This is a genomic window from Massilia sp. Root418, assembly GCF_001425265.1.
In the GTDB taxonomy this organism is placed as follows: Bacteria; Pseudomonadota; Gammaproteobacteria; order Burkholderiales; family Burkholderiaceae_D; genus Rugamonas.
Map to the genome: position 1 here is coordinate 640,556 of NZ_LMEC01000011.1, position 19,520 is coordinate 660,075.

General features: G+C 66.8%; 20 protein-coding genes. 7 read left to right on the plus strand and 13 right to left on the minus strand.

Annotated elements, in window-relative coordinates; translation table 11 throughout:
- The first annotated feature begins 3 nt into the window (after nucleotides 1–3).
- From flgF to flgL, 7 genes are all read left to right on the plus strand, one after another.
- Nucleotides 4–747: a flagellar basal-body rod protein FlgF gene (gene flgF, locus ASC94_RS10265; protein WP_056393953.1), complete on the plus strand. Its 744-nt coding sequence runs from the start codon at nucleotides 4–6 to the stop codon at nucleotides 745–747.
- A gap of 68 nt (nucleotides 748–815) precedes the next feature.
- A complete protein-coding gene (flgG, locus tag ASC94_RS10270) occupies nucleotides 816–1,598 on the plus strand; it encodes a flagellar basal-body rod protein FlgG (RefSeq protein ID WP_025595540.1) in 783 nt (260 codons plus the stop codon).
- A gap of 9 nt (nucleotides 1,599–1,607) precedes the next feature.
- Nucleotides 1,608–2,264 (plus strand): flagellar basal body L-ring protein FlgH, encoded by a 657-nt coding sequence (locus ASC94_RS10275; protein ID WP_056393954.1) that lies wholly within the window; start codon nucleotides 1,608–1,610, stop codon nucleotides 2,262–2,264.
- A 2-nt stretch (nucleotides 2,265–2,266) separates the two neighbouring features.
- The gene (locus ASC94_RS10280) at nucleotides 2,267–3,385 is read left to right on the plus strand and encodes a flagellar basal body P-ring protein FlgI (RefSeq protein ID WP_056393957.1); all 1,119 of its coding nucleotides are present in this window, start codon (nucleotides 2,267–2,269) and stop codon (nucleotides 3,383–3,385) included.
- A gap of 10 nt (nucleotides 3,386–3,395) precedes the next feature.
- Complete coding sequence (gene flgJ / locus ASC94_RS10285) at nucleotides 3,396–4,391, plus strand: flagellar assembly peptidoglycan hydrolase FlgJ (RefSeq protein ID WP_056393959.1); 996 nt, start codon at nucleotides 3,396–3,398, stop codon at nucleotides 4,389–4,391.
- A gap of 90 nt (nucleotides 4,392–4,481) precedes the next feature.
- Nucleotides 4,482–6,437 (plus strand): flagellar hook-associated protein FlgK, encoded by a 1,956-nt coding sequence (flgK, locus tag ASC94_RS10290; RefSeq protein ID WP_056393961.1) that lies wholly within the window; start codon nucleotides 4,482–4,484, stop codon nucleotides 6,435–6,437.
- A gap of 18 nt (nucleotides 6,438–6,455) precedes the next feature.
- Nucleotides 6,456–7,709 (plus strand): flagellar hook-associated protein FlgL, encoded by a 1,254-nt coding sequence (gene flgL, locus ASC94_RS10295; RefSeq protein WP_056394992.1) that lies wholly within the window; start codon nucleotides 6,456–6,458, stop codon nucleotides 7,707–7,709.
- Here the strand turns inward: flgL and fliR are convergent.
- The 13 genes from fliR to fliF form a co-directional block, all read right to left on the minus strand.
- On the minus strand, nucleotides 7,697–8,560 hold the full coding sequence (fliR, locus tag ASC94_RS10300; protein ID WP_056393963.1) for a flagellar biosynthetic protein FliR: 864 nt from the start codon (nucleotides 8,558–8,560) through the stop codon (nucleotides 7,697–7,699). The genes flgL and fliR overlap by 13 nt on opposite strands.
- A gap of 13 nt (nucleotides 8,561–8,573) precedes the next feature.
- On the minus strand, nucleotides 8,574–8,843 hold the full coding sequence (fliQ, locus tag ASC94_RS10305) for a flagellar biosynthesis protein FliQ (protein WP_056393965.1): 270 nt from the start codon (nucleotides 8,841–8,843) through the stop codon (nucleotides 8,574–8,576).
- A gap of 12 nt (nucleotides 8,844–8,855) precedes the next feature.
- Nucleotides 8,856–9,620: a flagellar type III secretion system pore protein FliP gene (gene fliP / locus ASC94_RS10310; protein ID WP_056393967.1), complete on the minus strand. Its 765-nt coding sequence runs from the start codon at nucleotides 9,618–9,620 to the stop codon at nucleotides 8,856–8,858.
- The gene (gene fliO, locus ASC94_RS31670; protein WP_082616385.1) at nucleotides 9,610–10,395 is read right to left on the minus strand and encodes a flagellar biosynthetic protein FliO; all 786 of its coding nucleotides are present in this window, start codon (nucleotides 10,393–10,395) and stop codon (nucleotides 9,610–9,612) included. The genes fliP and fliO overlap by 11 nt, the downstream gene beginning before the upstream one ends.
- Nucleotides 10,392–10,811: a flagellar motor switch protein FliN gene (gene fliN / locus ASC94_RS10320; protein ID WP_056393969.1), complete on the minus strand. Its 420-nt coding sequence runs from the start codon at nucleotides 10,809–10,811 to the stop codon at nucleotides 10,392–10,394. The genes fliO and fliN overlap by 4 nt, the downstream gene beginning before the upstream one ends.
- 20 nt (nucleotides 10,812–10,831) lie before the next feature.
- Nucleotides 10,832–11,812: a flagellar motor switch protein FliM gene (fliM, locus tag ASC94_RS10325; RefSeq protein ID WP_056393971.1), complete on the minus strand. Its 981-nt coding sequence runs from the start codon at nucleotides 11,810–11,812 to the stop codon at nucleotides 10,832–10,834.
- A 33-nt stretch (nucleotides 11,813–11,845) separates the two neighbouring features.
- Nucleotides 11,846–12,337 (minus strand): flagellar basal body-associated protein FliL, encoded by a 492-nt coding sequence (gene fliL, locus ASC94_RS10330; protein WP_056393973.1) that lies wholly within the window; start codon nucleotides 12,335–12,337, stop codon nucleotides 11,846–11,848.
- 85 nt (nucleotides 12,338–12,422) lie between these two features.
- Nucleotides 12,423–14,051, minus strand: coding sequence for a flagellar hook-length control protein FliK (locus tag ASC94_RS10335; protein WP_056393976.1), 1,629 nt, complete (start codon nucleotides 14,049–14,051; stop codon nucleotides 12,423–12,425).
- Between the two features lie 27 nt (nucleotides 14,052–14,078).
- Nucleotides 14,079–14,519 (minus strand): flagellar export protein FliJ, encoded by a 441-nt coding sequence (fliJ, locus tag ASC94_RS10340; protein WP_056393978.1) that lies wholly within the window; start codon nucleotides 14,517–14,519, stop codon nucleotides 14,079–14,081.
- 35 nt (nucleotides 14,520–14,554) lie between these two features.
- The gene (fliI, locus tag ASC94_RS10345; protein ID WP_056393980.1) at nucleotides 14,555–15,961 is read right to left on the minus strand and encodes a flagellar protein export ATPase FliI; all 1,407 of its coding nucleotides are present in this window, start codon (nucleotides 15,959–15,961) and stop codon (nucleotides 14,555–14,557) included.
- Nucleotide 15,962: 1 nt separating this feature from the next.
- A complete protein-coding gene (locus tag ASC94_RS10350; protein ID WP_056393982.1) occupies nucleotides 15,963–16,703 on the minus strand; it encodes a flagellar assembly protein FliH in 741 nt (246 codons plus the stop codon).
- 14 nt (nucleotides 16,704–16,717) lie between these two features.
- Nucleotides 16,718–17,716 carry a flagellar motor switch protein FliG gene (gene fliG, locus ASC94_RS10355; protein ID WP_056393983.1) on the minus strand — a complete coding sequence of 333 codons (999 nt, stop codon included), beginning with the start codon at nucleotides 17,714–17,716 and terminating at the stop codon, nucleotides 16,718–16,720.
- Nucleotides 17,709–19,451: a flagellar basal-body MS-ring/collar protein FliF gene (gene fliF / locus ASC94_RS10360; protein WP_056393986.1), complete on the minus strand. Its 1,743-nt coding sequence runs from the start codon at nucleotides 19,449–19,451 to the stop codon at nucleotides 17,709–17,711. Before fliF ends, fliG begins: the two co-directional genes overlap by 8 nt.
- Nucleotides 19,452–19,520: the final 69 nt, after the last annotated feature.

Here is a 19,520-nt window from a genome sequence, read left to right on the forward strand (position 1 = left end):
GCCATGGACCGCCTCGTCTACACCGCCATGACCGGCGCCAGGCATATCCTGGAGCAGCAGGCCACCACGTCGAACAACCTGGCCAACGCCACCACCACCGGCTTCCGCGCCCAGCTGGACTCGTTCCGCGCGGTGCCGGTGCAGTCGGAGGGGCTGCCCACGCGCACCTTCGTGGTCGATTCCACGGTGGGCGCGGACTTCCGCGCCGGACCGATCCAGACCACCGGGCGCGCGCTCGACGTGGCCTTGCGCGGCGACGGCTGGATGGCGGTGCAGGCGGCCGACGGCACCGAAGCCTACACCCGCAACGGCAGCCTGAAGGTGAGCGAGAACGGCTTGCTGCAAACCACCAGCGGCCAGACTCTGATGGGCGAGAACGGCCCCATCGCGATCCCGCCGCAAACCGAGGTGGCGATTGCCGCCGACGGCACCGTGAGCGCCATCGACACCAGCCAGACCAAGCCCGGCCCGGCCAATGTGCTGGGGCGCATCAAGCTGGTCAATCCGGACACGCGCGGCCTGGAGCGCGGCAGCGACGGCCTGTTCCGCCAGGCCAGCGGCTTGCCGGCCGCGCCGGACGTGAACGTGCGCCTGGTGGACGGCGCCCTGGAGGGCAGCAATGTCAACCCGGTGGACGCCATGGTCAACATGATTTCCCTGGGGCGCCAGTTCGAAACGCAAATGAGCTTGCTGAAGAATGCCGAGAATAACGCCGCGAAAGCCACCCAGATCCTCGCTTTGACTTAACGCTGCCCCCTGCATAATGGTGACGTGGAAAAAGCCTTGGCTGCCACGGCCATTATGGGAGAGAGCAAATGATACGATCGCTGTGGATAGCCAAGACCGGCATGGAAGCGCAGCAGACTGCGCTGGACACGGTTTCCAACAACCTGGCCAACGTCAGCACCAACGGTTTCAAGAAATCGCGCGCGGTGTTCGAGGACTTGCTGTACCAGAACGTGCGCCAGCCCGGCGCGCAATCGTCGCAGCAGACGCAGCTGCCGTCCGGCATGCAGGTCGGCACCGGCGTGCGCCCGGTGGCCATCGAGCGCATCCATACCCAGGGCAATCCACAGGCCACCGGCAACGATAAAGACCTGATGGTCAACGGCAACGGCTTCTTCAACGTGCTGCTGCCCGACGGTACCACCGGCTACACCCGCGACGGGTCCTTCCAGCGCGACAGCAACGGCCAGATGGTGACCTCCAGCGGCTTCGTGCTGCAGCCGGCCATCACCATCCCGATCAACGCCAACAGCATCACCGTGGGCCGCGACGGCACCGTCTCCGTCACCCTGCCGGGCCAGACCGCGCCGCAGCAGATCGGCAGCATCCAGCTGTCCACCTTCATCAATCCCACCGGCCTGGAGTCCAAGGGCGAGAACCTGTACGTGGAAACCGGCGCCTCCGGCGCGGCGCAGAACAACACCCCCGGCACCAACGGCACCGGCGTGATCCTGCAGGGCTACGTGGAAACCTCCAACGTCAACGTGGTGGAGGAGATGGTCAATATGATCCAGACCCAGCGCGCCTACGAAATCAACAGCAAGGCCATCACCACCTCGGACCAGATGCTGGCCAAGCTGTCGCAGCTGTAAGGAGCCGCCATGAACACCACCGCAACCGCAACCATGGCACTGCTGCTGGCGCTGGCCGGCTGCGGCACCGCGCCCACCTCCATCGTGCAGGGCGAGACCACCGCGCGCCCGCTGACCCAGGCGCAGATGACCGCGCCCACCAGCGGCGCCATCTTCCAGGCCCAGGCCTACCGCCCGCATTTCGAGGACCGCCGCGCGCGCCTGGTGGGCGACGTGATCAACATCGTCATCACCGAGCGCACCTCGGCCGGCAAGAACGGCGCCAGCGCCGGCGGCAAGTCGGGCAGCGTCAACTTCAAGGCGCCGGGCCAGCTGGCCGGCACTTTCGGCAGCCAGATCACCGCCAGCGCCGACAACAAATTCGCCGACAACGCCAGCCAGAGCGCCAGCAACACCTTTACCGGCACCATGGGCGCCACCGTGGTCGAGGTGCTGCCGAACGGCAACCTGATCGTGGCGGGCGAGAAGCAGATCGCGCTGGACAAGGGTGTGGAGTACATCCGCTTCTCCGGCATGGTCAACCCGGACACCATCGGCAGCGGCAACACCGTGGCCTCGACCGCCGTGGCGGACGCGCGCGTGGAATACCGCACCAGCGCCAAGATCGACCGCGCGGAAATCAATTCCATGGCGGCCCGCTTCTTCCTCAGCGTACTGCCGTTCTGATCATGAAAAATACTACCCGACTCCTGGCCGCCGCCGTGGCCGCCCTGTGCCTGCTGGCAGGCCCCGCCCCGGCCGCGCACGCCGAACGCCTGAAAGACCTGGCCAGCGTGGCCGGCGTGCGCCAGAACCAGCTGATGGGCTACGGCCTGGTGATCGGCCTGGACGGCACCGGCGACCAGACCACCCAGACCCCGTTCACGGTGCAGACCGTGATGTCCATGCTGCAGCAAATGGGCATCACCCTGCCTGCCGCCAACACCCTGCAGCTGAAGAACGTGGCAGCCGTCATGGTCACCACATCGCTGCCGGCCTTCGCCCAGCCGGGCCAGCTGATGGACGTCACGGTTTCGTCCATGGGCAATGCGAAAAGCCTGCGCGGCGGCACCCTGCTGATGACGCCCCTGAAGGGCGCGGACGGCCAGGTGTATGGCATGGCGCAGGGCAATGTGCTGGTGGGCGGCGTAGGCGCGCAGTCGGGCGGCACCTCGGTGGTGGTGAACCACCTGAGCGTGGGCCGCATCTCCGGCGGCGCCACGGTCGAGCGCGCCGTGCCGAGCGCGCTGGGCGAGGGCAACCAGATCCGTCTGGAACTGAACACCACCGATTTTTCCACCGCCAGCCGGGTGGTGGACGCCATCAACGACAAGTTCGGCGCCGGCATCGCCTACGCGCTGGACGGCCGCGTGATCCGCGTGCAGTCGCCCTCCAGCAGCGACCAGCGCGTGGCCTTCATCGGCACGCTGGAGAACCTGCAGGTCAATCCGGCCCAGATGGCGGCCAAGGTGATCATGAACGCGCGCACCGGCTCGGTGGTGATGAACCAGGCCGTGGCGCTGGAAACCTGCGCCATTTCGCACGGCAACCTGACCGTGTCGGTCTCGACCGACGCGCAGGTGAGCCAGCCCGGCCCGCTGTCCGGCGGCCAGACCGTGGTCACACAGAACGCCAATATCGACATCAAGAAGGATGCCGGCAAGGTGATGCTGCTCAAGGGCGGCGCCCAGCTGGCCGACGTGGTCAAGGCGCTCAACGCGATCGGCGCCACGCCGCAGGACTTGCTGGCCATCCTGCAGGCGATGAAGGCCGCCGGCGCGCTGCGCGCCGAGCTCGAAATCATTTGAGGACGCGGCCATGATACGCCAGAGCCCAAGCACGGTCCCCGCCTCGAACGACCTGAGCAATTCCCTGGCCGCCGACGTCAAGAGCGCCGGCGCGCTGCGCAAGGGCGCCAACGCCGGCTCGCCGGAGGCGCTCAAGGGCGCAGCCACCCAGTTCGAAGCCATGTTCATCAACATGATGATGAAAAGCATGCGCGAAGCGTCGCCCGGCGAGGGCATGCTGGACAACCAGCAGACCAAGATGTTCACGTCCATGCTGGACCAGCAGACCAGCCAGAACCTGGCCAAGAAGGGCGTCGGCCTGTCCGACATCCTGGTGCGCCAGCTGTCCAAGCAAAACGAGCAGGCGCTGGCGCTGGGCGCCGAGCCTGCGGCGTCGGACGCCTCCGGCATACGCAACGCCGGCAACGTGGCCAGCGCGGCGGTGGCGGCGAAGCTGCAGCGCGCCATCGAGGCGGCCGGCGGCGCGGCGGCCGCCGCCAGGACCGATGCCCAGTCCGGCGTGCCCGGCGGCAGCGCCGCCGCCATGGACAGCGGCAAGGGCTCGCAGGCGGCCCACGTGCGCGCCTTCCAGTCCAAGCTGGGCAGCCACGCCGACGAGGCCAGCAAGGCCACCGGCATCCCGGCCAAGTTCATGCTGGGCCAGGCCGCGCTGGAGAGCGGCTGGGGCAAGCGCGAGATCAAGGGCCGCGATGGCAGCGAGAGCCACAACCTGTTCGGCATCAAGGCCGGCCCGGGTTGGAAAGGCAAGACCGTGGACGCGGTCACCACCGAATATGTGAACGGCAAGCCGCAGCAGCGGGTCGAGCGTTTCCGCGCCTATGACAGCTATGCGGACAGTTTCAAGGACTACGCGAAGTTGCTTACTGATAACCCCCGCTATGAAAAAGTGCTGGCCAGCGCCGGCGATGCCAGCAAGTTTGCGCACGGCCTGCAGAAAGCCGGCTACGCCACCGACCCGCAGTACGCCAGCAAACTGACCCGGATTATCAAGCAATCCCTTGCGTAAACGGCAAGGAATGGCACACTGTTGCCCCCGCGAATTTCAAGTTTTGGCGGCCGCTGCCGTAGACTAACCATATATCGAAAGTCATACACCATGAGTCTCCTCAGCATCGGCAAAAGCGGTTTATTGGCAGCGCAGGTCGGCCTGTCCACGACCGGGCACAATATCGCCAATGCAAACGTGCCCGGCTACAGCCGCCAGACCGTGGTCCAGTCCAATACCACGCCGCAGGGCAGCGGCGGCTATTTCATCGGCACCGGCACCGAAGTCAGCCAGATCAAGCGCCAGTACGACGATTTCCTCACCAAGCAGCTGCTGGGCGCGGAAACCAATGCTGCCAGCCTGAACAGTTTCTACGCCCAGGTCAGCCAGATCGACAACCTGCTGGCCGACAGCACCTCGGGCCTGTCGCCGGCCCTGCAGGACTTCTTCAAGGGCGTGCAGGACGCCACCGCCAACGCCGCCACGGACGCGTCGCGCAGCGCCATGTTGTCCTCCGCCAATACCCTGGCGGCGCGCTTCCAGGGCTTGAACGACCGCCTCAACGAGATCAGCGACGGCGTCAACAGCCAGATCACGGCCACCGTCACCCAGATCAATTCCTACGCCGAGCAGATCGGCAAGCTGAACAACGACATCGCCGGCTTGACGGTGGACCCGTCCAAGGCCCCCAACGACTTGCTGGACCAGCGCGACCAGCTGATCAGCGAGCTGAACAAGCTGGTCAAGGTCAATGTGGTCAAGGGCGACTCGAACACGCTCACGGTGTCCATCGGCACCGGCCAGCCGCTGGTGATCGGCAACCGCAATTTCGAGCTGGCCACCACCCGCTCGCTGACCGACGTCAGCCGCGTGACGGTGGGCTATTCCACCGGCAACCAGATCTCGCCGCTGCCTGAAGGCGCGCTGAGCGGTGGACAGCTGGGCGGGCTGCTGGAATTCCGCAGCGGCGCGCTGGACCGCGCGCAGAACGAGCTGGGCATGGTGGCGGCCGGCCTGGCGGCCAGTTTCAACGCGCAGCACAAGCTGGGCCAGGACCGCAACGGCGCGCTGGGCGGCAACTTCTTTTCCGACATCAACGCCTATATCGGCGTAGACAGCCGCAATTCCGACATCAGCACGGCGGTGGTGACCGGCGTGGTGAAGGACGCCAGCGCGCTGACCTCCAGCGACTACGACCTCAATTTCGACGGCACCAACTACGTGCTCACGCGCGCCTCGGACGGCCAGGCCACCGTCCTGACCTACCCGCAAACCACGGGCCCGCAAATGGTGGACGGCGTGGAGTACACGCTGAGCGGCACGCCCGAGGCGGGCGACCATTTCCAGATCCGCCCGACCTTCCAGGCGGCTTCCGACTTCAAGGTGGCGCTGACCGACGTCGGCAAGATCGCGCTGGCCGCACCCATCGTCACCAACGCACCGCTGGCCAATACCGGCAGCGGCAAGATCACCCCCGGCACGGTGGACGCCAACTACCTCACGCCCGGCAATGCGCTGACCGCGCCGGTCACGCTGACCTTCGATTCCGCAACCGGCGAGCTGAGCGGCTTCCCGGCGGGGCAGGACGTGGTGGTGACGGCCGGCGGCGTGAGCACCACGTATCCGGCCGGCACCAACGTGCCGTACACGGACGGCGCCAGCATCAGCTTCGGCGGCGTCAACATCGCCATCAGCGGCACACCGGCCAACGGCGACACCTTCACGGTGGCGCCCAACACGGGCGGCACGCGCGACAACCGCAACGGCGCGCTGCTGGGCGACCTGCAGGCCAAGAACATCCTCAACGGCGGCAAGACCACCTTCCAGAGCGCCTACGCGTCCATGGTCAACTTCGTCGGCAACAAGACCAGCGAAGTGCTGATCGGCGCCAGCGCGGCGGAGGCGGCCGTCAAGCAGGCCAGCAATGCCCAGCAAAGCGTGTCCGGCGTCAACCTGGACGAGGAAGCGGCCAACCTGCTGCGCTACCAGCAGGCTTACCAGGCGTCCGGCAAGGTCATGCAGATCGCCAGCACCCTGTTCGACACGCTGCTGAGCCTGGGCAATTAAGGAAGAGTCATCATGAGCATGCGCATCAGTTCCAAAACCATTTTCGACAACGGCGTGGGCCAGCTCGGCACCTTGCAGTCTTCGCTGGCCAAGACCCAGCAGCAGCTGGCCACCGGCCGCCGCGTGCTGACCCCGGCAGACGATCCCATCGCCTCGGCGCGCGCGCTGGAAGTCACGCAGTCGCAGTCGATCAATACCCAGCTGGCCACCAACCGCTCCAACGCGCGCTCGTCGCTGTCGCAGGAGGAGGTGGCCCTGACCTCGGCCACGCAGCTGTACCAGGACGTGAAGGAGCTGGTGGTCAAGGCCGGCGCCGGCTCGCTGACCAACAAGGACCGCGAATCCATCGCGGTGGAACTGGAAGGCCGGCTGCAGGACTTGCTGGGCATTGCCAACACGGCCGATGGCTCGGGCGGCTACATTTTCTCCGGCTTCAAGGACAGCATTCCCTTCACCTTGAACGGCACCGGCGCCACTTACCAGGGCGACCAGGGAGAGCGCACCCTGCAGGTCGGCTCCTCGCGCAAGATCAGCATCAGCGATTCGGGCACCGCCATTTTCGAGAACAACACTACCGGCAACGGCCGCTTCAAGACCGGCGCGGACCCGGCCAATTACGACCGCGGCGGCACCGGCATCATTTCCCCGGGCGCCGTGACGGACCCCAGCGCGCTGACCGGCCACCAGTACGCCATCAATTTCACGGTGGTGCCGGCCACCCCGGGCGTGCCCAAGGTGACCACCTATACCGTGATGGACCTGACGCTGGGCACGCCGGTGCCGCCCGCGCCGGACCCGGCCGACCCGATTCCCTACACCAGCGGCAAGAGCATCAGTTTCGACGGCCTGCAGTTCGAGATCAAGGGCGACCCGGCGGATCTGGACACGTTCAGCGTGGACCCGAGCGACCAGAAGTCCGTGTTTGAAACCATGACCGACATGCTGAAGGCGCTGCGCCAGAACGGCGAGGGTGCGGCCGGGCAGGCGCGCCTGACCAATGTGCTGAACCAGGTCAATTCCAGCATCGACAATGCCTCGGACAACCTGCTGGCGGTGCGCGCCTCGGTGGGCGCGCGCATGAAGGAGCTGGACTACCTGGACAGCTCGGGCGAGGACTTGAACATCCAGTACGCCACCACCCTGTCCAACCTGACCGAGGTGGACACCATCCAGGCCATCTCCCTGTTCACCCAGCAGCAGATCAACCTGGAAGCGGCGCAAAAGTCGTACAAGACGCTGACCGGGCTCTCGCTCTTCAATTACATCGGCTGATTCAGCGTGCGCGGCGGCGCCGCTGGCGGCGTCCGCGCCGCCGGTTGCGCCGGCGGCCGCGGCTCGCGCTCGGCCCAGTTGCGCGGGAATTGCCGCGCGCTCTCTATGCCCTGGTTAAACAGTTTCTCCAGCGGCGTCGCCATGTACGGCAAGGTCGTGGCCAGCACCAGGAAGCCGATGCCCAGCGTAATCGGGAAGCCGATGCCGAACAGGTTCAGCTGGGGCGCCGCCCTGGTCAGGATGCCCAGCGCCACGTTGGTGATCAGCAGCGCCGCCACGATGGGCAGGGCCAGTTGCATGCCGGCGCTGAACACCCGCCCGCCCCAGTCCGCCACCGACTTGAAGCCGCCGCCGGCAATCGGCACGCCGGACACCGGCAGCGTCTGGAAGCTTTCGGCCAGCGCCGACAGCAGCACCAGGTGGCCGTTCACCGACAGGAAGGCCAGCGTGGCCACCAGCGCCAGGAACTGGCTGATGGCCGACGAGCGGCCCTGGGTGTTGGGGTCGAAGAAGGTGGCGAAGCCCAGGCCCATGGTCAGGCTGCTGATTTCGCCCGCCATCTCGATGGCGGCAAACACCACGCGCAAGGTGAAGCCCATGGCCACGCCCACCAGCATTTCCTGCACCAGGATCAGCAGGCCGGCATAGGACATCGGATCGGCGGCGGGCACCGCCGGCACGGTGGGCGCGATCACCATGGCCAGCAGCACGCCCAGCGCCACCTTGACGGTGGTGGGCACGCTGCGGTTGCCGAACACGGGTGCGGCCGTGATCAGGCCGAGGATGCGGGTAAGCGGCCACAGCAGGGAAGCGATCCACGTGTTGATGTCGGCAGTGGAGAGCGTGATCACAGTCGCGCCATCGCTAATTGACCAGGCCGGGGATGCCTGTGAACACGTTGCGCATATAGTCGAGCATGACCGACAGCATCCACGGCCCGGCCACCACCAGCGCCACGAACACCCCCACCAGCTTGGGGATGAAGGACAGCGTGGCTTCGTTGATCTGGGTGGCGGCCTGGAAGATGGACACCACCAGGCCGATCACCAGCGCCACCAGCAGCATGGGCGCGGCCACCATCAGGGTGACTTCCATGGCGACGCGGCCCATGGTCATGACGCTTTCGGGTGTCATGCGCGCTCCTCTCTAGTAGAAACTCTGGGCCAGCGAGCCGATCAGCAGCTGCCAGCCGTCCACCAGCACGAACAGCATCAGCTTGAAGGGCAGCGAAATGACGGCGGGCGACATCATCATCATCCCCATCGACATCAGCACCGACGCCACCACCATGTCGATGATGAGGAAGGGGATGAAGATGGCGAAGCCGATCTGGAACGCGGTCTTCAGTTCGCTGGTGACGAAGGCGGGAATCAGCACGCGCAGCGGCACGTCCTCCGGCCCCTGCAGGGCGGGCGTGCGCGACAGCTTGACGAACAGCGCCAGGTCGGCCTGGCGGGTCTGCTTGAGCATGAAGGACTTGAGCGGGGCGGCGCCTTTTTCCAGCGCCTGCTGCATGGTGATCTTGCTTTCCTGCAGCGGCAGGTAGGCTTCGCCGTAGATCCTGTCGAGCACCGGGCCCATCACGAACAGGGTCAGGAACAGCGCCAGGCCCACCATCACCTGGTTGGGCGGCGCGGACTGGGTGCCCATGGCCTGGCGCAGCAGCGACAGCACGATGATGATGCGGGTGAAGCTGGTCATCATCAGCAGCGCGGCCGGAATGAAGGTCAGCGCCGTCATCAGGATCAGCGTCTGCAGCGACAGCCCGTAGTTGGTGCCGCCGCCGCCGGCCGGGGTGGCCGTGAAGGCCGGAATGGTCGGGTCTGCCCCGGCCCACAGCGGCACGGCCGCCAGGCCCGCCGCCAGCAGGCACTTCAGGACAGCGGCGGACTTGCCTTGCTTATTTGCCATTACGTTTTTCTATCGTCTGTTTGAACCATTCGGCGAAGTTGCCACCGGGTAGGGCGGACGCGCCGTTGGCCGCCATGTCGAAGCCGGCCGCATTTTCCTGGCGCGGCAGCGTGGCCAGTGCGTTCATGCGGCCGGGCGAGGCGCCCACCACGATCCAGTGTTCGCCCACTTCCACCACCAGGATGCGCTCGCGCGCGCCGACGCTGAGCGCGCCGACCAGCTTGACGTTGGCGCCGCCGGTAATGGTTTTCGGACCGAAGCGCTTGAGCAGCCAGGCCAAGCCGACCAGCAGGGCCAGCACCAGGATCAGGGAGAAGATGGTGGTCAGCAGGCTGCCGGTGGCGGTGGGCGCCTGCGCCGGATCGATGGTGCTAGGCGCCGGGCGCGCGCCGGCCAGCGCGGCTTGCTGTTCGGGCGTGGCGGCCGGGGTGGCCGATGTGGCCGGTGCAGTGGTGCCGGACGCGGGGCCGGCGGCAGTGGGCGCGGCGGGCTGGGCCGCCGCAGGAGCGGAAGCGCCGAGAGGGCCGGCCGTGCCGGCAGTCCCCGCCGTGCCTGTGGTGGCGGCGGCTGCGGCGCTGGCCGCTTGCGCGGCAGCGGCGGGCAGGGCGGCCGGGTCGGCCGGCGGGATAGCAGGCGGGACGGCAGGCTTGCTGGCGGAAGAAATCGAACCGGAGGCGGTTTGCGCCGCTAGCGCCGGTGCGCCGGCCAGCAGGGCGGCTGCGGCCAGGGCGGCCAGCGCAGCCCCCGGCGCGGCAAACGGGAAAGCAGGCTTCATTTATTGAGTTTTCGGATACGTTCGGACGGCGTGATGATGTCGGTCAGGCGGATACCGAACTTGTCGTTCACCACCACCACCTCGCCCTGGGCGATCAGGCAGCCGTTCACCAGCACGTCCATCGGCTCGCCGGCCAGGCCGTCCAGTTCCACCACCGAGCCCTGCGCCAGTTGCAGCAGGTTCTTGATGGCGATCTTGGTGCGGCCCAGTTCCACCGTCAGCTGGACCGGGATATCGAGGATGAAATCGATATCGTTGTGGGTCTCGGTCTTGGAAGGCTGCTTGGAAAAGTCCTGGAACACGGCCGCCTGCGCGGCTTGCTGGTTCTGCAGCGCTTCGGCTTCCGCCTTGGCCTGCTCGGCGATCGCGGCGCCCCAATCATCATCCAAGCTTTGATCGTCTTGATTATCCGACATGTTTCTCTCCAGTTACTTCGTTACTTCGTATTATCGGCGTTCGCCAGCAGTTTCTCTACCTTCAGCGCGTACTGTCCGTTCAGCACGCCGTACGTGCAGTCCAGCACGGGCACGCCGTCCACGGTGGCTTCTATGCTGGCCGGAATATTGAGCGGGATGATGTCGCCCACGCGCATGTTCAGGATTTCGTCGAACGACACCTTGGCCGTGCCCAGCGAGGCCACCAGTTCCACTTCGGCGATCTGGATCTGCTGCGTCATCAGGCGGATCCAGCGCTTGTCCACTTCCAGCGCCTCGCCCTGCAGCGAGGAGGTCAGCGCGTCGCGGATCGGCTCGATCATCGAGTACGGCATGCAGAAGTGGATCTGGCCGGACACCGAGCCCAGCTCCACCGTGAAGGTGGACGCCACCACCACCTCGTTCGGCGTGGCGATGTTGGCGAACTGCGTATTCATTTCCGAGCGGATGTACTCGAACTCCACCGGATACACCGGTTCCCAGGACTTGGTGTAGGCCTCGAACACGATATCGAGGATGCGCAAAATGATGCGCTGCTCGGTCTGGGTGAAGTCGCGCCCCTCGACGCGGGTGTGGAAACGGCCGTCGCCGCCGAACAGGTTGTCCACCAGCAGGAACACCAGGCCTGGATCGAACACCATCAGCGCGGTGCCGCGCAGCGGCTTCATGTGCACCAGGTTGAGGTTGGTCGGCACCACCAGGTTGCGGATGAATTCGCTGTACTTGGACACCCGCACCGAACCCACCGACACTTCCGCGCTGCGGCGCAGGAAGTTGAACAGGCCCACGCGCAGCAGGCGCGCGAAGCGCTCGTTGATGATTTCGAGCGTCGGCATCCGGCCCCGGACGATGCGCTCCTGGGTCGCCAGGTTATAGGTTCTGACTCCCGCGACTTCTTCCGGCGCCGCGGCGTCGTCCTGGTCGCCATTGACGCCCTTTAAAAGGGCATCAACTTCTTCCTGGGAGAGAAAATTATCAGCCATGGCTTTCTACTGGTTGGGCTTTGCTAACACTGGTTACTGAATGATGAAGGAAGTGAACAGCACTTCCGTCACGTCCTGCTGCGGGCCGCGCTCTTCGAACGGCGCGCGCACCTGTTCCATGATCTCCGCGCTCAGCTGCTGCTTGCCTTCCGGCGTGTTGATCTCGGACGCCTTCTTGCTCGACAACAGCAGCAGCAGGCGGCTGCGCACCTTGGGCATGTTGTTCTTGATGACTTCCACTTCCTCCAGGCCGCTCACCTGCAGCGTGAACGCCAGCTGCAGGTATTGCTCGCCGTTTTCCGGCTGCAGGTTGACGGTGAACGGCTCGATGGTGACGTACACCGGCGGCCCGGCCTTGGGCGCGGATTTTTTGTGCTTGACCGGCGCGTCCTCGCCGCCGCCTTTCAGCATGAACCAGGCCCCGCCGCCGCCGGCAGCCGCCAGCACGGCCACCAGGCCGAGGATGACGACCAGCTTCTTGGAGTTGGCCGGCGCGGCAGCCTCTGCTTTAGGTTCCGCTTTCAATTTTGGACTCGCTTTCAAGATTACCCTTGCAGCTGAAGTGGATCATGTCGCCATTATGGCACGCCTTGCGTGCCGGTCAGAATGGTCAGGCGAAGGTATCGACCATGCCGAGCGTGCGCTGGCGCGGCGCGGGCGCAACAGGCGCGCCATCGTCGCTGCCGCCGTCTCCGGCGACGCCGCCCCGGTTGCCGCGGCCGCCGCCTTGCTGCGCCGCGCCGGCCTGGCCGGAGCCGTTGTTTTGATCCGACATGCCGGCCGACACGGTGGCGTTGCCGAGCTGGATACCGGCCTCGCTCATCATTTCACGCAGGCGCGGCATGGCCGCTTCGAGCGCGGCGCGCACTTCCGGCTGGGCCGAGGTGAAGCTGGCGCTGGCCGAGTCGTTCGACACGTTCAGCACCACTTGCAGCGGGCCCAGGTCGGGCGGGTTCAGTTCCAGCGTGGCGCTCTGCTCGCCGCCGCCCACCATCCAGATGACCTTCTGGCCCACCTGCTGGTCCCAGGCGGTGGTGCCGACGCGCGCCTGCAACTGGCTGGACGCGGCGGGGCTGGCCGCGGCGGCCTGCGTGGTGGCTAGCTGGGCTTGCGCGGCGGGCGCCACGGTGGGCTGCGCGGCCGGCGATGCATCCTTGAGCAGGGCGGCAAAGTCGGCCCTGGCGTCACGCGCGGCGGCAGGCTGGCCGCCGGCGTCCGGCTGGGCGCGGCCGGTTTGCGCCAGGGCGCCGTCCGGCACGGCCTGGGCGCGGCCGGCACCCGCTTCGGCGTCCTGGCCGGTGCCGCTTGCTGCGGCGCGGTCCTGCGCGTTCGCGTGCTGTTTGGACGCGGCCTGGGCTGCCGCTTCCAGCGCGGCCTTGATGGCGGCGTCGTCTGGCGTGGCGCCGGTGCCGCCGGCGGCGGTTTCGGCGCTCAGGGCGAGGGCGCCGTCCGCCGTGGCGGCATCGGCTGCGTCGCTGGTGCTGTCGGCGGCGAGGGCGGCAAGCGCGGCGGCTGCTGCAGCATCGCTGGCGCCGCCGTCCGGCTGGTGGCCTGCCAGCGCGTCGGCGGAAGCGCCCGTCATGGCGCCGGCCTCGCCGTCGGTTACTGCTGCTGGCTGGTTGAAGGCGGCCATCATGGCCAGCATGGCGGCCATGGGATCGGCCGCCTGCGCTGCGGCTGCTTCGGCTGCGGCAGCGCAGGCGGCCGCGTCGGCGGCTGCGGTATCCGCCGCAGCATCGGCCGCGCCCTTGCCGGCATCGGCGCCGGCTTGTGCGTCGGTTTGTGCGCCGGTCGCGCCGGCCGCGTCCGGCGCCGTGCTATCAGCGCTTCGGGCGGTCTGGGCATTCTGGTCTGCCGCGCCAGCCGGCTTGCCGTCGCCGGCCCTGGCAGGGTTGGCCTGGGCATTGGGGGCGGGCGGGGCGGGCGCGGCGGGCGCTTCGGCAGGTTGCTGCGCGGCCGCCTGCCTGGCCTGCTCGGCTGCGCGCGCTTGCTGGTTCTGGCTGGCGGCCGCGTTGCGGGAAGCGTTCTGCTGCTGAGCCGCCTTTGCCTGGGTCTGGCTGGAGCGCGTGGACGATGCGGCGCCGGCGGGCGCTGCCGGGCGCGCCCATGCCTGGCGCTGCTCGATCTGGCGGGTCAACGCTTGCTGGAACTGGTTGTCCGGCGCAGCGGACGTGGCCTTGGCCGCAGGGGCGCTGTTCGCGCCGGTGCCGGTGTTGGTCGTGATGAGCGGTGTCTGCATGGTGGCGCCGTAGGTGTGGTAGCTAGATCAACGTTTATAAAATGCTTGCCTTGCGGCGTGTTCGTCCATGGCCTTCTGGTCGCGCTTGGCTTCCAGCTTGAGCGCCTGCGCCTGCGCGCGGTCGTTCAGCGTGGAGTAGGACATGCGCTTGCGTTCGGCGTCCTGCCAGGTGCTCTTTTCCTGCTCTCCCCTGCGCTGGCTGTGCCGCACCACTTCCTCCTGGCCCTTGATCGCATTGTCCAGCTTCTCCATGAAGGCCTGGAAATTACGGTACGCCATGGGTGTGATGCCGGCCAGCTGGCTGGCCTCGAAGCGCTTGCCGTATTCGTCGCGGTAGCCCACCAGCATGTTCAGCTTTTCCTCGGCATCCGCCACCGCCTTCAGGGCGACGCCCAGGCGCTTGGCGGCGTCGTCGGTTTCCCGGCGGGCCAATTCGATCAGCGTTTCAAGTTGAGATTGGGAGGCCATGATGGTTCATTATAGGCGTCCGGGCCGGCAGTCAATCAATCGAACAGAGCGGACAATTGCCCCAAACTCTCAAGCATGTCCACGCGCTCGGTGATCTGTTGTTGCAGGAAATGCTCGATACTTTCGTGCAAGCTGATGGCCTGGTCCAGCACCGGGTCGCTGCCCGGGCTGTAGGCACCCACGGCAATCAGGTCGCGGCTGCGCTCATAGCGCGAGAACAGCTGTTTCAGGTGGCGCGCGCGGGTCTGGTGCTCGTGCGAGGTGATCGAGTGCATGGCGCGGCTGATCGACTGCTCGATGTCGATGGCGGGGTAATGGCCGGCCTCGGCGAGGCGCCGGTTCAGCACGATGTGGCCGTCCAGGATGGCGCGCGCCGAGTCGGCGATCGGATCCTGCTGGTCGTCGCCCTCGGTCAGCACGGTGTAGAAGGCGGTAATCGAGCCGCCGCCCATTTCGCCGTTGCCGGCCCGTTCCACCAGGATGGGCAGTTTGGCAAATACCGACGGCGGATAGCCCTTGGTGGCGGGCGGCTCGCCGATGGCCAGCGCGATCTCGCGCTGCGCCATGGCGTAGCGGGTCAGGGAATCCATGATCAGGAGCACGTTCTGGCCCTGGTCGCGGAAATACTCGGCAATGGCGGTGGAATAGGCCGCGCCCTGCATGCGCATCAGCGGCGGCGTGTCGGCCGGGGCCGCCACCACCACGGAACGCGCCAGGCCTTCCTCGCCCAGGATCTGCTCGATGAATTCCTTCACCTCGCGGCCGCGTTCGCCGATCAGGCCGACCACGATCACGTCGGCCTCGGTGTAGCGCGCCATCATGCCCAACAGCACGGACTTGCCGACGCCGGAGCCGGCGAACAGGCCCATGCGCTGGCCGCGGCCCACGGTCAGCATGGCGTTGATGGAGCGCACGCCCACATCCAGCGTTTCCACGATGGGCGCGCGGCCCAGCGGATTGGCGGGACGCACATTGATGGGGGCGCTTTCCGTGGTGTGCAGCGGACCCAGGTTGTCCAGCGGGCGGCCGGCGCCGTCCAGCACGCGGCCCAGCAGCTCGGGGCCCACCGGCAGGTGGCGCGCGCGGTCGCTGGGGCGGCGGCGCGGATGGGCCACGCTGCCGGGGCGGGGAATGGTCGGTTCGATGGGGAACACCCGCGTGCCCGGCACAATGCCTTCCACGTCGCTTTGCGGCATCAGGAACAGGCGGTCGCCTTCAAAGCCCACCACCTCGGCCTCCACCTTGCCGCCGGAGGGCAGCGGCACCGTGCAGGCCGCGCCCACGGCCAGGCGCAGGCCCACCGCTTCCATGACCAGCCCGGCCACGCGCGTGACGCGGCCGGACACCTGCATCGGCTCCACGAACTCGGTCAGCGCGGCGCAGTCGTTCAGGTAGGCGCGCCAGCGGCCGGCATGCAGGTTGGGTTGCGAGGCGGCGCCCATGTCAGTCCAGCCAGCTCACGTCTTTGCCCAGCGCGTAGGTCAGGCGCTGCCAGCGGGCCGAGGCCTGGGCGTCGATCTGGTTGCTGGCGGTGTCGATCTTGCAGCCGCCGCGTTCGATCTGGGCGTCCTCGATCACGCGCCAGCCGCCCTTGTCGAGCTCCTCGCCTATGCCTTCGCGCACGGTTTTCGCGTCCTCCGGGTTGAGCATCAGCAGCGCGGGCTGCTGCAGCACCGGCAGGTATTCGATGGCTTCGCGCACGATGGGCAGGATCAGCTCGGGCTTCACCTGCAGCGACTGCTTGAGCATGCCCTTGGCCAGCTGCAGCGCCAGTTCCAGCACGTCGGCCGAGATCAGCTGGTCGGCGTCCTGCAGCGCAGTGCTGAAGTTGCCGGCCAGCTCGCGCAGCGGCGCCAGCTCCAGGTCGGTGGCTTCCTTGCCCAGCGCGATGGCGTCCGCATGGCCCTCGGCGTGACCGGCCGCATAGCCCTTGTCGTAGCCGTCAATGCGGGCCTGCTCGCGGATGGCGGCCAGCTCTTCCTCGGTAGGGTAGTCGGGCGGCGGCGGTTCCTGCTCCAGGTAGTGTTCCTGCTCGGCCTCGGCATGCACCGGCGGCGGCGCCAGGGCAGCCTGGGCGGCCGCTTCGGCTTCGCGCGCGGCCACGGCACTGGGGCGGAAGTCGCCAAAGGACTTCATTTCCCAGCGCTGGAATGCGGTCTGCTGCTCTTTCGGTATCTGTGCCATGTAATTCTATCAACTTAGACGAAGGAATCTTCGCCTTTGCCGCCCAGCACGATCTGGCCTTCGTCCGCCAGCCGGCGCACGATCTGCAGGATCTGCTTCTGCTGCGTTTCCACTTCGGACAGGCGCACCGGGCCTTTCGATTCCAGGTCTTCGCGCATCATTTCGCTGGCGCGCGCCGACATGTTCTTGAAGATCTTGTCGCGCAGGTCCTGCGACGCGCCTTTCAGGGCGATGATCAGCATTTCCGACTGCACCTCGCGCAGCAGCAGCTGGATGCCGCGGTCGTCGATGTCGATCAGGTTGTCGAACACGAACATCTCGTCCATGATCTTCTGCGCCATGTCGTTGTCGTAGTTCTTGATGTTGTCCATCACCGAGCTTTCCTGCTCGCCGCTCATGAAGTTCAGGATCTCGGCCGCCGCGCGCACGCCGCCCAGGGTCGATTTCTTGATGTTTTCATTACCGGACAGCAGCTTGGTCAGCACGTCGTTCAGTTCGCGCAGCGCGGCCGGCTGCACGCCGTCCAGGGTGGCGATGCGCAGCACCACGTCGTTGCGCAGGCGGTCCGTGAAGTGTCCCAGAATTTCGCAGGCCTGGTCGCGCTCCAGGTGCACCAGGATGGTGGCGATGATCTGCGGGTGCTCGTTGCGGATCAGTTCGGCCACCGACTGGGAATCCATCCACTTCAGCGATTCGATGCCGGAGGCGTCCTTGCCGCCCAGGATGCGCGACAGCAGCACCGAGGCCTTGTCGTCGCCCAGCGCCTTGGTCAGCACCTGGCGGATGTACTCGTCCGAATCCAGGCCCACGGTGGAGGCGGCCGCCACCTGGTCGCGGAAGTCGTCCAGGGTGTCCACCACCTGTTCGTGCGGCACGTTTTTCATGGTGGCCATGGCCGCGCCCAGCTTCAGCACCTCGCGCGGGCCGAGGAATTTCATCACCTCGGCAGCTTCGCTCTCGCCCATCGCCAGCATCAGGATGGCCGCTTTTTGCAGTCCGGTAGAATCAGTCATTTGCGCCTATCCATGCTTTGATGACGTTGGCGACGATGCGCGGATCGTCCGCGGCCAGTTTCTTCGCCAGCGCCAGGTTGTCGCGGTATGTCCGCGCGGTATTTTCTTCCATTTTAGCCATTTCCTCGGCCATGATCTCTTCCGGCGTCGGGCCCACCGGTTCCTCGATGACCGGCTCTTCCGGTTCAGGCTCGGGCTCGTTGATCTCGTCGATCTTCTTGAACACCGGCCGCATCATCGGCCGCACGATGCGCAGCAGGATGTACAGCAGGATCAGCGCGGTGATCAGGAACTTGGCCAGCTCCTTGGCCAGCGGCAGGTTGGCCGGGTCGCGCCACCAGTCCAGCACCACCGGCGGCTCGAAGGGCTTGTCCACGCCGTCGAAGGGCGCGTTGGCCACGCTCAGCGAGTCGCCGCGCTCCTGGTTGTAGCCCATGGCTTCCTTCACCAGGCTGTTGATCTTGGCCATTTCCTCCGGCGTGAACGGCTTGATGGTGACCTTGCCGGTCTTGGCGTCCACGATGCGGCGGTAGTTGATGACCACGCCCACCGTCATGCGCTTCAGGCCGGCCATGGCCTTCTGCTCGTAGCGCACGGTCTTGTCCACTTCGTAATTGGTGGTCGATTCCTTGTGGTTCGGCAAGCCGTTGGCGGCGCCGGCCACCGTGCCCGGCGGCGTGCCCGGGGCAGGGGCGGCGCCCGGCGGCGTGGTGGTCAGCGGTGCGGTGGCCGTGCCCGGCGGCTGGTTCGACAGCGCGCCCGGCACGCCGTTGGGGTTGGCGTTGCCGGCGCCGTTGGTCTCGCTGCTCTGCTGGCTGCGGATGGCGGACGCTTCCGGCGGCGAATTCGGCTTGTACGATTCGTTGGCCTGCTCCACGGCGGCAAAGTCCACGTCGGCCACCGCCTCGGCGCGCACGTTGCCCTCGCCGACGATGGGCAGCACGATGGATTCCACCTGCTTGATCACCTGCTTCTGCAGTTCCTGCACGTATTTGAGCTGGCTGGCATCCAGGTTCTTGTTGGCGCCGGCGCCATTCTTGTTGGTATCCGACACCAGGTTGCCGGCCTGGTCCACCACCGTCACGTTGGACGGCATCAGCTGCGGCACCGAGGAGGCCACCAGGTGCACGATGGCCTGCACCTGCGCCGGCTCGATCTGGCGGTTCGGGTGCAGGTGCAGCATCACCGAGGCGGTGGGCTTCTGCTGTTCGCGCACGAACACGCTGTCCTTGGGCATGGCCAGGTGCACGCGGGCCGAATCGACCGCCGCGATGGACTGGATCGAGCGCGCCAGTTCGCCTTCCAGCGCGCGCTGGTAGTTGACCTGTTCCAGGAACTGGGACACGCCCAGCTTCTGGTTCTCCATCAGTTCGAAGCCCACGTTGCCGCCCTTGGGCAAGCCCTGCGCGGCCAGCTTCAGGCGCGCGTCGTGCACCTGCTCGCTGGGCACCAGGATGGCGGTGCCGCTTTCCGAGAACTTGTGCTTGATCTGCATCTGGTCCAGCGCCGCCGTGATGGCGCCGCCGTCGCGGTCGGTGTAGTTCGAGAACAGCACGCCATAGGCGGGCGGCTGGTTCCACAGCCACAGCGCGATGATGATGGCCACCACGCCGGCCGCGCCGGCGCCCATCATGACGCGCCTGCCCAGCGGCGTCTGGAAGAACGGCGGCTTGGCCTCGGGCTGCGCCGGGTCCGCTGCTTCGTCGATGTCGATTTGTTCGGCTGCTGCTGCCATGGCTGGTGTGTGTGCTCGTGAGTTGATGGGATGGGCCGGGTCTTGGCCTGTTGCACATTATGGTGGCAA

Coding starts and splice junctions, on each gene's coding strand:
- flgJ (WP_056393959.1), top strand. CDS start 3,396: ATGATACGCCAGAGCCCAAGCACGGTCCCCGCCTCGAACGACCTGAGC.
- fliF (WP_056393986.1), bottom strand. CDS start 19,451: ATGGCAGCAGCAGCCGAACAAATCGACATCGACGAAGCAGCGGACCCG.
- ASC94_RS10350 (WP_056393982.1), bottom strand. CDS start 16,703: ATGGCACAGATACCGAAAGAGCAGCAGACCGCATTCCAGCGCTGGGAA.
- fliN (WP_056393969.1), bottom strand. CDS start 10,811: ATGTCGGATAATCAAGACGATCAAAGCTTGGATGATGATTGGGGCGCC.
- flgL (WP_056394992.1), top strand. CDS start 6,456: ATGCGCATCAGTTCCAAAACCATTTTCGACAACGGCGTGGGCCAGCTC.
- flgK (WP_056393961.1), top strand. CDS start 4,482: ATGAGTCTCCTCAGCATCGGCAAAAGCGGTTTATTGGCAGCGCAGGTC.
- fliP (WP_056393967.1), bottom strand. CDS start 9,620: ATGGCAAATAAGCAAGGCAAGTCCGCCGCTGTCCTGAAGTGCCTGCTG.
- fliM (WP_056393971.1), bottom strand. CDS start 11,812: ATGGCTGATAATTTTCTCTCCCAGGAAGAAGTTGATGCCCTTTTAAAG.
- fliQ (WP_056393965.1), bottom strand. CDS start 8,843: ATGACACCCGAAAGCGTCATGACCATGGGCCGCGTCGCCATGGAAGTC.
- fliO (WP_082616385.1), bottom strand. CDS start 10,395: ATGAAGCCTGCTTTCCCGTTTGCCGCGCCGGGGGCTGCGCTGGCCGCC.
- fliG (WP_056393983.1), bottom strand. CDS start 17,716: ATGACTGATTCTACCGGACTGCAAAAAGCGGCCATCCTGATGCTGGCG.
- flgF (WP_056393953.1), top strand. CDS start 4: ATGGACCGCCTCGTCTACACCGCCATGACCGGCGCCAGGCATATCCTG.
- flgG (WP_025595540.1), top strand. CDS start 816: ATGATACGATCGCTGTGGATAGCCAAGACCGGCATGGAAGCGCAGCAG.
- fliI (WP_056393980.1), bottom strand. CDS start 15,961: ATGGGCGCCGCCTCGCAACCCAACCTGCATGCCGGCCGCTGGCGCGCC.
- ASC94_RS10280 (WP_056393957.1), top strand. CDS start 2,267: ATGAAAAATACTACCCGACTCCTGGCCGCCGCCGTGGCCGCCCTGTGC.
- ASC94_RS10275 (WP_056393954.1), top strand. CDS start 1,608: ATGAACACCACCGCAACCGCAACCATGGCACTGCTGCTGGCGCTGGCC.
- fliJ (WP_056393978.1), bottom strand. CDS start 14,519: ATGGCCTCCCAATCTCAACTTGAAACGCTGATCGAATTGGCCCGCCGG.
- ASC94_RS10335 (WP_056393976.1), bottom strand. CDS start 14,051: ATGCAGACACCGCTCATCACGACCAACACCGGCACCGGCGCGAACAGC.